The 12220-nt window shown below is 69.3% G+C and carries 11 protein-coding genes and 1 pseudogene; 8 read left to right on the plus strand and 4 right to left on the minus strand.

Annotated elements, in window-relative coordinates; translation table 11 throughout:
• Positions 1–432: 432 nt before the first annotated feature.
• Positions 433–651, minus strand: a pseudogene (locus tag ACWDRW_RS36960) (SCO5717 family growth-regulating ATPase); the annotation flags it as partial.
• A 423-nt stretch (positions 652–1074) separates the two neighbouring features.
• A complete protein-coding gene (locus tag ACWDRW_RS36965) occupies positions 1075–1368 on the minus strand; it encodes a DUF397 domain-containing protein (RefSeq protein ID WP_451731866.1) in 294 nt (97 codons plus the stop codon).
• A 289-nt stretch (positions 1369–1657) separates the two neighbouring features.
• Between ACWDRW_RS36965 and rpsO the strand changes: the two genes are divergently transcribed.
• The 5 genes from rpsO (at position 1658) to ACWDRW_RS36990 (ending at position 7066) form a co-directional block, all read left to right on the plus strand.
• A complete protein-coding gene (gene rpsO / locus ACWDRW_RS36970; protein WP_030046008.1) occupies positions 1658–1945 on the plus strand; it encodes a 30S ribosomal protein S15 in 288 nt (95 codons plus the stop codon).
• Positions 1946–2239: 294 nt separating this feature from the next.
• Positions 2240–4462: a polyribonucleotide nucleotidyltransferase gene (locus tag ACWDRW_RS36975; protein WP_451731869.1), complete on the plus strand. Its 2223-nt coding sequence runs from the start codon at positions 2240–2242 to the stop codon at positions 4460–4462.
• Complete coding sequence (locus ACWDRW_RS36980; protein WP_451731872.1) at positions 4459–5838, plus strand: M16 family metallopeptidase; 1380 nt, start codon at positions 4459–4461, stop codon at positions 5836–5838. Before ACWDRW_RS36975 ends, ACWDRW_RS36980 begins: the two co-directional genes overlap by 4 nt.
• Before the next feature lie 32 nt (positions 5839–5870).
• Positions 5871–6623, plus strand: coding sequence for a 4-hydroxy-tetrahydrodipicolinate reductase (gene dapB / locus ACWDRW_RS36985; RefSeq protein ID WP_451731875.1), 753 nt, complete (start codon positions 5871–5873; stop codon positions 6621–6623).
• Entirely contained in the window at positions 6623–7066 is a 444-nt protein-coding gene (locus tag ACWDRW_RS36990) for a hypothetical protein (protein ID WP_451731878.1), read from the plus strand. The genes dapB and ACWDRW_RS36990 overlap by 1 nt, the downstream gene beginning before the upstream one ends.
• 78 nt (positions 7067–7144) lie before the next feature.
• On the opposite strand, the gene ACWDRW_RS36995 is transcribed toward ACWDRW_RS36990, so the two are convergent.
• Both ACWDRW_RS36995 and ACWDRW_RS37000 read right to left on the minus strand, forming a co-directional pair.
• Complete coding sequence (locus ACWDRW_RS36995; RefSeq protein ID WP_451731880.1) at positions 7145–7699, minus strand: hypothetical protein; 555 nt, start codon at positions 7697–7699, stop codon at positions 7145–7147.
• A gap of 113 nt (positions 7700–7812) precedes the next feature.
• Entirely contained in the window at positions 7813–8076 is a 264-nt protein-coding gene (locus ACWDRW_RS37000) for a hypothetical protein (protein WP_451731883.1), read from the minus strand.
• Positions 8077–8277: 201 nt separating this feature from the next.
• On the opposite strand from ACWDRW_RS37000, the gene thyX reads away from it, so the two are divergent.
• The 3 genes from thyX (at position 8278) to ACWDRW_RS37015 (ending at position 11968) form a co-directional block, all read left to right on the plus strand.
• The gene (gene thyX, locus ACWDRW_RS37005) at positions 8278–9018 is read left to right on the plus strand and encodes an FAD-dependent thymidylate synthase (protein WP_451731885.1); all 741 of its coding nucleotides are present in this window, start codon (positions 8278–8280) and stop codon (positions 9016–9018) included.
• 211 nt (positions 9019–9229) lie between these two features.
• A complete protein-coding gene (dapA, locus tag ACWDRW_RS37010; RefSeq protein WP_451731887.1) occupies positions 9230–10129 on the plus strand; it encodes a 4-hydroxy-tetrahydrodipicolinate synthase in 900 nt (299 codons plus the stop codon).
• A 153-nt stretch (positions 10130–10282) separates the two neighbouring features.
• Positions 10283–11968, plus strand: a complete 1686-nt coding sequence (locus ACWDRW_RS37015) for a ribonuclease J (protein ID WP_451731890.1) — start codon at positions 10283–10285, stop codon at positions 11966–11968.
• The last annotated feature ends 252 nt before the right edge of the window (positions 11969–12220 follow it).

Raw genomic sequence — 12220 nt, forward strand, 5'->3', positions numbered from 1 at the left:
CGGAGGAGCAGCAGGCGAAGCCGGCGGCACCGCGGGCGCACCCTGCGGTTCGAACCCGCTCCCCACCGGCAGCCTGGGCACCGCGACTGGCCCTCCAGCCGCGGGCGCCGGCGGAGTGAAAGGGGCTCCCGGCCCGGAGGCAGGCGGAGCCGGGGGAGTGAACGGCGCTCCCGGCGCGGGCTGCGGCGGAGCCGGAGGCGTGAAAGGCGCCCCCGGAGCAGCCTGCGGAACCGGCGGCGTCAGCCCCGGCAGCGAGGACGGCAGAGAAGTAGGGGAGGGAGTGAACGTCGGACCCCCAGGAGCACCGGCCCCACCCGCACTCGGCGCCTGCGGTGCCGTACCCCCGGAAGACCCCGAGGAACCGGAAGAACCCGAAGACGCGCTCTCGTCCCGCCCCGAACCGGCGGAACCCGCGGAGCCGCTCGCGTTCTGCGTGTACCAGGCAGGCGGCGCGTAGTCGATGGTGAACTCGCCCGTGACTTCGTTGGCCGACTCGGCGTCGGGGTGGTCATCGCCGGGTGTGGCCCAGCCCCCGCGGATCCCGTCCCGATCGCTGCTCACAATTCCTCCTGGTGTCGTCCGAAGTCGTTCGAGGTCGTCCGTTCCAGTCGGCTCTCCCCCTGGGACAACGACGCCCCGTGCACGGGTCATGGGTCGCGCCCGGTCCCAGCCTAATCACCACGGGCCTCACCCCGGCAGGCCCGTCCACCCCCGAGCACCTGCCCACTGCGTCACAGCCTGCCCCGAAGTGGCGTACGCAGCCCTCCTATTGGTGAACAAACCGGGCGACAGCTGTGAACAATCCGGAACGAAACCGAAGCAAGCCAGTCAAGCTCGCCCCGAAGCGCCGCACACGCAAGCCGGGTTGGCGGCCGTAGACGCCCAACACGGCACGGCACACGGACAGAAGACGGAAACAGAACGCGCAGTCAGACGGCGCAGCAGTCAGAAGATGCGGCGGCAGTCAGAAGATGCGGCACAGTCGGAAGGCGCGGCAGTCGGAAGGCGCGGCAGTCGGAAGGCACCCAGTAAGAGGACGCGCAAAAGAGGCCCCCTACGACCGCCCCCGCCCCCTCACTCCCCGCCCACACCCCCGTTGCCCGGCGCCGGCTCGAGGTCGAACTCCCCGTCCCGCGCGCCGAGCACGAAGGCCCGCCACTCGGCCTCGGTGTAGCGCAGCACCGTCTCCGGCTGGAGCGAGGACCGCATGGCCACCGCCCCGCCCGGCAGGTACGCGATCTCGACCCGCTCCTCATGGGTCTCGGTGCCCGGCGCGCTCTCCCACTCCACGTCCGAGATGTCGAGGGCGTACAGCTCGTCCCGCTCCCGCTCCTTGCGCGCCTTGATCTCCGCTTCCGTCTCCGCCATGACAAGCGACCCCTTCCAGACTTCCCGGATTCCAGACTTTTCCGGACCCCTAAGATCAGCGCGCTCACCCTAGTGGCCCAGTCCCCGCCGACAGGGCGGTTCCGGAACCCGTGCGAGGGCGCCCACCTCTGCCTGGTACCCTGAGTGACGGCCGTTTGTGTACGCACCCCCGGAGCGCTCGCTCTGGAGGCCGCGCCCAGCGGATCCCCGCCTCCCGAGTAACGGAAGCTCCCCCGAGACACAGACCGGGGGCACTCGGTGGCCATTCAGAAGACTACGAGGAGTACGCGTGCCGCTCGACGCCGCTACGAAGAAGCAGATCATCAGCGAGTTCGGTCAGAAGGAGGGCGACACCGGCTCCCCCGAGGTCCAGGTCGCCATGCTCTCGCGTCGGATCTCCGACCTCACCGAGCACCTCAAGACCCACAAGCACGACCACCACTCCCGCCGTGGTCTGCTGATCCTGGTCGGTCAGCGCCGCCGGCTGCTGCAGTACCTGGCCAAGAAGGACATCCAGCGCTTCCGTACGCTGGTCGACCGCCTCGGCATCCGCCGCGGTGCGGCGGGCGCCAAGTAAGACGCCGTGAGGGGAGCGGTCCCGAGACGTTCGGGGGCCGCTCCCTTTGCCGTACGTGCGGAAACGTGCGGAGTGTCACACACGCTTTGTAGTGTGGTAGCACAACGCAATACGTACGACACAGAAATGAGGAGAAGCGCACCACGCCGCCGCCGGTCCTCGGTAGTGGCCCCCGGGGGGAAGCGAGCCCCGGGTGCTTCGATCGAAGACCGGCCCGCACCGCACGGAGCGCTTCTCCGCAACCGTCCCCCTGCCACACGGGCAAGGAGGGACGAAGACGAGGAGAAAACGCTAGTGGAGAACGAGACCCACTACGCCGAGGCCGTCATCGACAATGGCGCCTTCGGCACCCGCACCATCCGCTTCGAGACGGGCCGCCTGGCCAAGCAGGCCGCCGGCTCCGCCGTGGCGTACCTGGACGACGACACCATGGTGCTGTCGGCCACCACCGCCTCCAAGAACCCCAAGGACCAGCTCGACTTCTTCCCCCTCACGGTGGACGTCGAGGAGCGGATGTACGCCGCCGGCAAGATCCCCGGCAGCTTCTTCCGCCGTGAGGGCCGTCCCTCCGAGGACGCCATCCTCACCTGCCGTCTGATCGACCGCCCGCTGCGCCCGTCCTTCAAGAAGGGCCTGCGCAACGAGATCCAGGTCGTCGCCACGATCATGGCGCTCAACCCCGACCACCTGTACGACGTCGTGGCGATCAACGCCGCCTCCGCGTCCACGCAGCTGGCCGGTCTGCCCTTCTCCGGCCCGATCGGCGGCGTCCGCGTCGCGCTGATCCGCGGCCAGTGGGTGGCGTTCCCGACGCACACCGAGCTCGAGGACGCCGTCTTCGACATGGTCGTCGCGGGCCGCACCCTGGAGGACGGCGACGTCGCGATCATGATGGTCGAGGCCGAGGCCACCGAGAAGACCATCAAGCTGGTCGAGGGCGGCGCCGAGGCCCCGACCGAGGAGGTCGTCGCCGCCGGTCTGGAAGCCGCCAAGCCCTTCATCAAGGTGCTCTGCAAGGCCCAGGCCGACCTCGCCGCGAAGGCCGCCAAGCCGACCGGCGAGTTCCCGATCTTCCTGGACTACCAGGACGACGTCCTCGAGGCCCTCGCCGCCGCCGTCAAGCCGGAGCTGGCCTCCGCGCTGACCATCGCCGGCAAGCAGGAGCGCGAGGCCGAGCTGGACCGCGTCAAGGCGCTCGCCGCCGAGAAGCTCCTGCCGGAGTTCGAGGGTCGCGAGAAGGAGATCTCCGCCGCGTACCGCTCCCTGACCAAGCAGCTCGTCCGCGAGCGCGTGATCAAGGAGAAGAAGCGCATCGACGGCCGCGGTGTCACCGACATCCGCACGCTGGCCGCCGAGGTCGAGGCCATCCCGCGCGTGCACGGCTCCGCGGTGTTCGAGCGTGGCGAGACCCAGATCCTGGGCGTCACCACCCTCAACATGCTCCGCATGGAGCAGCAGCTGGACACCCTCTCCCCGGTGACCCGCAAGCGCTACATGCACAACTACAACTTCCCGCCGTACTCCACCGGCGAGACCGGCCGCGTCGGCTCCCCGAAGCGCCGCGAGATCGGCCACGGCGCCCTCGCCGAGCGCGCCCTGGTCCCGGTCCTGCCGACGCGCGAGGAGTTCCCCTACGCGATCCGCCAGGTCTCCGAGGCGCTGAGCTCCAACGGCTCGACGTCCATGGGCTCGGTCTGCGCCTCCACCATGTCGCTGCTGAACGCCGGTGTGCCGCTCAAGGCCCCCGTCGCCGGTATCGCCATGGGGCTGATCTCCCAGGAGATCGACGGCGAGACGCACTACGTCACCCTCACCGACATCCTCGGTGCGGAGGACGCCTTCGGTGACATGGACTTCAAGGTCGCCGGCACCAAGGAGTTCGTGACCGCCCTCCAGCTCGACACCAAGCTGGACGGCATCCCGGCCTCCGTCCTGGCCGCGGCCCTCAAGCAGGCCCGTGACGCCCGCCTCCACATCCTCGACGTGATGATGGAAGCGATCGACACGCCGGACGAGATGTCCCCGAACGCCCCGCGGATCATCACCGTCAAGATCCCCGTGGACAAGATCGGTGAGGTCATCGGCCCCAAGGGCAAGATGATCAACCAGATTCAGGAGGACACGGGCGCCGAGATCACGATCGAGGACGACGGCACCATCTACATCGGTGCCGCCGACGGCCCGTCCGCCGAGGCCGCCCGCACCACGATCAACGGCATCGCCAACCCGACGATGCCCGAGGTCGGCGAGCGCTACCTGGGTACGGTCGTCAAGACCACGACCTTCGGCGCCTTCGTCTCGCTGCTGCCCGGCAAGGACGGTCTGCTGCACATCTCGCAGATCCGCAAGCTGGCCGGCGGCAAGCGCGTGGAGAACGTCGAGGACGTCCTCGGCGTGGGCCAGAAGGTCCAGGTCGAGATCGCCGAGATCGACTCCCGCGGCAAGCTCTCCCTCATCCCGGTGATCGAGGGCGAAGAAGCCTCCGACGCCGACAAGAAGGACGACGCCGACAAGTGACGTCGAGTAGCTCCAAGGCGACGGCCCGCACCTCTTCGGAGGCGCGGGCCGTCGCCCGTACCCAAACCCTGATCAAGGGCGAGAACGGCATCGGCACGGTCCGCAAGACCACCCTCCCGGGCGGCCTGCGCATCGTCACCGAGACCCTGCCCTCGGTGCGCTCCGCGACCTTCGGTATCTGGGCGCATGTCGGCTCCCGTGACGAGACGCCGTCGCTGAACGGCGCCACGCACTACCTGGAGCACCTGCTCTTCAAGGGCACGGCCCGCAGGTCCGCGCTGGACATCTCCTCCGCACTCGACGCCGTCGGCGGCGAGATGAACGCGTTCACGGCGAAGGAGTACACGTGCTACTACGCGCGCGTGCTCGACACCGACCTGCCCCTGGCCATCGACGTCGTCTGCGACATGCTGACCGGCTCGCTGATCGTCGAGGAGGACGTCAACGTCGAGCGCGGCGCGATCCTCGAAGAGATCGCGATGACCGAGGACGACCCGGGCGACTGTGTGCACGACCTCTTCGCGCACACGATGTTCGGCGACAACCCCCTCGGCCGCCCGGTCCTCGGCACGGTCGACACGGTCAACGCCCTCACCGCCGACCGCATCCGCCGCTTCTACAAGAAGCACTACGACCCGACCCACCTGGTCGTGGCAGCCGCGGGCAACATCGACCACAACAAGGTCGTACGACAGGTCCGCGCCGCCTTCGAGAAGTCCGGCGCCCTGAAGAACCTCGACGCCACGCCCATCGCCCCGCGCGGCGGCAAGCGCGCCGTGCGCACCGCGGGCCGCGTGGAGCTGATCGGCCGCAAGACCGAGCAGGCGCATGTCGTCCTCGGCATGCCGGGCCTCGCCCGGACGGACGAGCGCCGCTGGGCGCTCGGCGTGCTGAACACCGCTCTCGGCGGCGGGATGTCGTCCCGGCTCTTCCAGGAGGTCCGCGAGAAGCGGGGCCTGGCGTACAGCGTGTACTCGTACACCTCGGGCTTCGCCGACTGCGGTCTGTTCGGCGTCTACGCCGGCTGCCGTCCCTCGCAGGTGCACGACGTGCTGAAGATCTGCCGTGACGAGCTCGACCAGGTCGCCCAGCACGGTCTGTCCGACGAGGAGATCGGCCGCGCCATCGGCCAGCTCCGGGGCTCCACGGTCCTCGGCCTGGAGGACACCGGCGCGCTGATGAACCGTATCGGCAAGAGCGAGTTGTGCTGGGGCGAGCAGATGTCGGTCGACGACATGCTGGCCCGGATAGCCTCGGTCACGCCGGACGACGTCCGCTCGGTGGCCCGGGACATCCTGGGACAGCGGCCCTCGCTGTCGGTCATCGGCCCGCTGAAGGACAAGCAGGCGTCCCGGCTGCACGAGGCCGTGGCCTAACCCCCTTCTGTTCTGGCTTAAGGAAGCAAGAGATGAGCAAGCTGCGCGTGGCGGTCCTCGGCGCGAAGGGCCGGATCGGCTCCGAGGCGGTCAAGGCCGTGGAGGCCGCCGAGGACATGGAGCTGGTCGCCGCCCTGAGCCGGGGCGACAAGCTGGAGACGCTGGCGGAGACGGGCGCCCAGGTCGCCGTCGAACTCACCACGCCGGACTCGGTGATGGAGAACCTCGAGTACTGCGTGGGCCACGGCATCCACGCGGTCGTCGGGACCACGGGCTGGACCGACGAGCGCCTCGCCCGGCTCAACGGCTGGCTGGCCGACTCCCCGGAGACGGGCGTGCTCATCGCGCCGAACTTCTCCATCGGGGCCGTGCTGACGATGAAGTTCGCGCAGATCGCGGCGCCCCACTTCGAGTCGGTCGAGGTGGTCGAGCTGCACCACCCCAGGAAGGTCGACGCCCCCTCCGGCACCGCCACCCGCACCGCCCAGCTCATCGCCGAGGCCCGCCGCGCGGCCGGCACCGCCCCGGCGCCGGACGCCACGACCACGGCCCTGGACGGCGCGCGGGGCGCGGACGTCGACGGTATCCCGGTCCACGCGGTCCGCCTGCGGGGCCTGCTGGCCCACCAGGAGGTCCTCCTCGGCGGCGAGGGCGAGACCCTGACCGTCCGCCATGACTCCCTGCACCACAGCAGCTTCATGCCGGGCATCCTGCTCGGCGCGCGGCGCGTGGTGACGACCCCGGGCCTGACCTTCGGCCTGGAGCACTTCCTGGACCTGGGCTGATGCGCGCGAAGATCTCCTACGCCGTCACGGCCGCCGTCCTGGTCGTGTACTTCGTCCTGGTCGGCAGCCGGGGCTTCATGCTCATCAAGGCCGGTACACCGATCACCGTCACCTTCGGCATCGCGGTGCTGGTCCTGCCGGCGATCGGTCTGTGGTTCCTGTGGAAGAACACCGAGTTCGTCCGCAAGGCCAACGCCCTCGCGGCCGAACTCGACGCCGAGGGCGGCCTGCCCGTCGACGAGCTGAAGCGCACCCCCAGCGGCCGGATCGACCGTGACTCGGCCGACGAGGTCTTCGCCCTGCGCAAGGCCGAGACGGAGGACGCGCCGGACGACTGGCGCAGCTGGTTCCGCCTGGCGGTCGCCTACCACGACGCCAGGGACACCCCGCGCGCGCGGAAGGCGATGCAGCGGGCGATCTCCCTGCGGGAAGCCGCGCGCTGACGAGCAGAGGCGACGAGCAGACGAAGGGGCCCGGTCCGCGACACGGACCGGGCCCCTTCGCGCGTCTCAACCCGCCGGTCAGCCCCGGCGGTTCTCCGCCCCCCACGCCTCGAGGGTGTCCGACGCCCGGTCGAACGCCGTCGGACGGCCCAGGAAGTCCGCGTTGTGCGTGGTCAGCAGCGGCGTCGGCCCGTCCGATGCCCGGTCGGAGCGTACGGCGACCAGGGCCTGGCCCTGGACCGTGCGCGGCAGCCCCAGCCAGCGCACCGGCTGCTGCACCGTGCGCACCGCGACGACCCGGTCCCAGGGCGCCGTACGCGTGGCGAAGAAGCCGATCTGGCGCAGCCCCTGCGCGCTCACCCACACGCCCATCCGCAGCAGCCGCAGCGACACCGCGATCACGACCAGGGCGATCCCGAAGACCACTCCGGCCGAGCCGGGCGTGCCGGTCAGCGCGATGATGACCGCCGCGAAGAGCACGTAGGAGGCGAGCAGCAGCAGGAGCGCGGCCATGCCCACCCGCCAGGGCCCGGGACGGTAGGGCCGCCGCCAGCGGTCACGGTCGTCGAACGGCAGCGCGACGTCGTCGGCTGTCTCGAAGGCCCGGTCGGCCGTCAGGAAGGGCAGGGGCACGGCGGTTCCTCACTCGATCCATGCTGGGCTGTGCCCGGTGAGGCTATCGACCCGTGTCCCGGCTCACCACCCTAGGGGGTCCGGATGGGGTGAGTACCGGCCGAGGGGCGGGGTCAACGCCCGTCGGACGCCTGCGACTGCTGTGTCTGCCGGGCCGGCTGATCCTGGGAGAGCGCCGGCATCCCGACCACCAGGGAGCCCACCAACGCGCCCACCATGGTCAGGCCCAGCAGCCAGCGCCCGGCTATCTCCCCTGCGGACGCCCGCTCGCGGGGCGGGGGAGTGACATTGCTGCGGAACCGGTCCGCTTCGGCAAGAAAGGCGAAGGGTACGGGCTCACTGGGGGCACCTCCCGGCGGTAGCTGGGGGAGGAACATGGGAGGTCCTGCTCCTCTCGGGACTCGAACGAATCACTGTCACCAACACAGACGAGCGGGTGCCGCAAATGGTGCCCTGTTACGCCGAATTGGCAGAAGTTCTCCGAAGTTGTCGCGGACCAGCACCGAACGCCCCGTTGTCAGTGCCGGGCCGTAGAGTGGGCGCCGCCCGAGTGAAGTGATGGAAGGACCCTCCGCGTCGTGACCGACACCCCCGCCGACGATCTCAAGCCCAGCTTCCGCAGCGATGTCACCGTCGAGCTGGTGAAGCACAGCGCGGCCGACTCCGACGTGCTGTGGGCCGCCCGCGTCTCCACGGCCGGTGAGCAGTCCCTGGACGAGCTGAAGAAGGACCCCGAGCGCTCCAAGGGCCTCATCAACTACCTGATGCGGGACCGGCACGGCAGTCCCTTCGAGCACAACTCGATGACCTTCTTCATCAGCGCCCCGATCTTCGTCTTCCGCGAGTTCATGCGACACCGCGTGGGCTGGTCGTACAACGAGGAGTCGGGTCGGTACCGGGAGCTCGAGCCGGTCTTCTACGTGCCCGACGAGTCCCGCAAGCTCGTCCAGGAGGGCCGCCCGGGCAAGTACGTCTTCGTGGAGGGCACCCAGGCCCAGCAGGAACTGGTCGGCCGCGCGATGGAGGACTCCTACCGCCAGTCGTACGAGGCGTACCAGGAGATGCTGGCCGCCGGCGTCGCCCGCGAGGTCGCCCGCGCGGTCCTGCCCGTCGGTCTGTTCTCCTCGATGTACGCCACCTGCAACGCCCGCTCGCTGATGCACTTCCTCGGCCTGCGCACCCAGCACGAGCTGGCGAAGGTGCCCTCCTTCCCGCAGCGGGAGATCGAGATGGTGGGCGAGAAGATGGAGGAGGAGTGGGCCCGGCTCATGCCGCTCACCTACGCCGCCTTCAATGCGAACGGCCGTGTGGCGCCGTAACGCACCTGAGTTCCCCGGTCAGGCACTGATGTGCGGATCAGCCTCACGAAGTGTCCGTATTGCGGCATTTGGAGAAGTTCATCTAGCCTGATCAAACGGACCCGGCACTGCTTGAACCCCCGAGCAGGCAGTGCCGGGCTCCGCCTTTGTCCTGACTTTTCCCGCACCCCTAGGGCAGACCGCGCCTTGAGCAGCGAGTAGCGTGTAACCCATGGCTCCGACCTCCACTCCGCAGACCCCCTTCGGGCGGGTCCTCACCGCTATGGTCACGCCGTTCACGGCGGACGGCGCACTCGACCTCGACGGCGCGCAGCGGCTCGCCACGCACCTGGTGGACGCAGGCAACGACGGCCTGATCATCAACGGCACCACCGGCGAGTCCCCCACCACCAGCGACGCGGAGAAATCGGACCTGGTACGAGCCGTACTGGAGGCGGTCGGCGACCGCGCCCACGTCGTGGCCGGGGTCGGCACCAACGACACCCACCACAGCCTCGAGCTCGCCCGCCAGGCCGAGCGGACCGGCGCGCACGGCCTCCTGATCGTGACGCCGTACTACAACAAGCCCCCGCAGGAGGGCCTGTACCGGCACTTCAAGACCATCGCCGACGCCACCGAGCTGCCGGTGATGCTCTACGACATCCCCGGCCGCAGCGGCGTCCCGATCAGCACCGAGACCCTCGTCCGGCTCGCCGAGCACCCCCGGATCGTCGCCAACAAGGACGCCAAGGGCGACCTCGGCCGCGCCAGCTGGGCCATCGCCCGCTCCGGCCTCGCCTGGTACTCCGGCGACGACATGCTGAACCTGCCCCTGCTCTCCGTGGGCGCGGTCGGCTTCGTCTCCGTCGTCGGCCATGTCGTCACCCCCGAGCTGCGCGCCCTGGTCGACGCCTACACCAGCGGTGACGTCCAGAAGGCGACCGAGATCCACCAGCAGCTGCTCCCGGTCTACACCGGCATGTTCCGCACCCAGGGCGTCATGACCACCAAGGCCGCGCTCACCCTCCAGGGCCTGCCCGCCGGACCGCTGCGCGCCCCGATGGTCGAGTGCTCACCCGAGGAGATCGAACAGCTCAAGATCGATCTTGCCGCGGGCGGGGTACAGCTCTAGCAACAGACTTCGCGCGGGCGACCGCGCACCTGACTTCACAACTGAATACGCGGGCCACCGGTGCCCGCACCACAACGACAACTGCTTCTGCACGAACGTCACGCGCGCCACGTGCCCTACCGGTACGTGGCGCGTGTGGTTGAGGAGAGTCTTTTGAGTCATCCGCATCCTGAACTCGGCTCGCCCCCGCCGCTCCCCGAAGGCGGCCTGCGGGTCACCCCGCTCGGCGGCCTCGGTGAAATCGGCCGAAACATGACGGTCTTCGAGTACGGCGGCCGCCTGCTGATCGTCGACTGCGGAGTGCTCTTCCCCGAGGAGGAGCAGCCCGGAATCGACCTGATCCTGCCGGACTTCTCGTCCATCCGGGACCGCCTCGACGACATCGAGGGCATCGTCCTCACCCATGGCCACGAGGACCACATCGGCGGTGTCCCCTTCCTGCTCCGCGAGAAGCCGGACATCCCGCTGATCGGCTCCAAGCTGACCCTCGCCCTGATCGAGGCCAAGCTCCAGGAACACCGCATCCGGCCCTACACCCTCGAGGTGGCCGAGGGGAACCGTGAGCGCATCGGCCCCTTCGACTGCGAGTTCGTCGCGGTCAACCACTCCATCCCCGACGCCCTGGCCGTCGCCATCCGCACCCCCGCGGGCATGGTGGTCCACACCGGCGACTTCAAGATGGACCAGCTTCCGCTGGACAGCAGGCTGACCGACCTGCACGCGTTCGCCCGCCTGAGCGAGGAGGGCATCGACCTCCTCCTCAGCGACTCCACGAACGCCGAGGTCCCCGGCTTCACCCCGCACGAGCGGGACATCTCGAACGTCCTGCGCCAGGTCTTCGCCGGCGCCCGCAAGCGGATCATCGTGGCGAGCTTCGCCAGCCACGTCCACCGCATCCAGCAGATCCTGGACGCGGCCCACGAGTACGGCCGCCGGGTCGCCTTCGTCGGCCGCTCGATGGTCCGGAACATGGGCATCGCGCGCGACCTCGGCTATCTGAAGGTCCCGCCGGGCCTCGTGGTCGACGTCAAGACGCTCGACGACCTTCCGGACAACGAGGTCGTGCTGGTCTGCACGGGTTCCCAGGGCGAACCGATGGCCGCCCTGTCCCGCATGGCCAACCGCGACCACCAGATCCGCATCGTCCAGGGCGACACGGTGATCCTCGCGTCGTCGCTCATCCCGGGCAACGAGAACGCGGTCTACCGCGTCATCAACGGCCTGACCCGCTGGGGCGCCAACGTCGTCCACAAGGGCAACGCCAAGGTGCACGTCTCCGGCCACGCCTCAGCGGGGGAGCTGCTGTACTTCTACAACATCTGCCGCCCGAGGAACCTGATGCCGGTCCACGGCGAATGGCGCCACCTGCGCGCCAACGCCGAGCTCGGCGCCCTCACCGGCGTCCCGCACGACCGCATCGTCATCGCCGAGGACGGCGTGGCGGTCGACCTGATCGAGGGCAAGGCCAAGATCTCCGGCAAGGTCCAGGCGGGTTACGTCTACGTCGACGGCCTCTCGGTCGGCGATGTCGGCGAGCCGGCGCTGAAGGACCGGAAGATCCTCGGCGACGAGGGCATCATCTCGGTCTTCGTGGTCGTGGACTCGTCCACAGGCAAGATCACCGGCGGTCCGCACATCCAGGCCCGCGGCTCCGGCATCGAGGACTCCGCGTTCGGAGACGTCATCCCGAAGATCACGGAGGTACTGGAGCGGTCGGCCCAGGACGGCGTCGTGGAGCCCCACCAGCTCCAGCAGCTCGTGCGCCGCACACTCGGCAAGTGGGTCTCCGACACCTATCGCCGCAGGCCGATGATCCTGCCGGTGGTGGTGGAGGTCTGACGGTCCGTCGGCCCTCATCAGCGTGAACCCGGAGCGGGGCGCCTCGATTTGCATCGGGGCGCCCCGCTCCAGTACGTTTACGGCTCCGCCTGAACGGGAACCCGATCGCTTCGTGCGTCGGAACCAGTCCCCGAACGGGGCGGGAAATCCGACTCAGAACTTCTGATAAAGTCGGAACCGCCGGAAAGGGAAACGCGAAAGCGAGAACCTGGAAAGCACCGAGGAAATCGGATCGGAAAGATCTGATAGAGT

Source organism: Streptomyces sp. NPDC003635, assembly GCF_053587635.1.

What these genes read in the sequence shown, in the direction of transcription:
- ACWDRW_RS36965 (WP_451731866.1), bottom strand. Translation starts at nt 1,368, where the DNA reads ATGGCGGAGACGGAAGCGGAGATCAAGGCGCGCAAGGAGCGGGAGCGG.
- dapB (WP_451731875.1), top strand. Translation starts at nt 5,871, where the DNA reads ATGAGCAAGCTGCGCGTGGCGGTCCTCGGCGCGAAGGGCCGGATCGGC.
- ACWDRW_RS36990 (WP_451731878.1), top strand. Translation starts at nt 6,623, where the DNA reads ATGCGCGCGAAGATCTCCTACGCCGTCACGGCCGCCGTCCTGGTCGTG.
- ACWDRW_RS37000 (WP_451731883.1), bottom strand. Translation starts at nt 8,076, where the DNA reads ATGTTCCTCCCCCAGCTACCGCCGGGAGGTGCCCCCAGTGAGCCCGTA.
- dapA (WP_451731887.1), top strand. Translation starts at nt 9,230, where the DNA reads ATGGCTCCGACCTCCACTCCGCAGACCCCCTTCGGGCGGGTCCTCACC.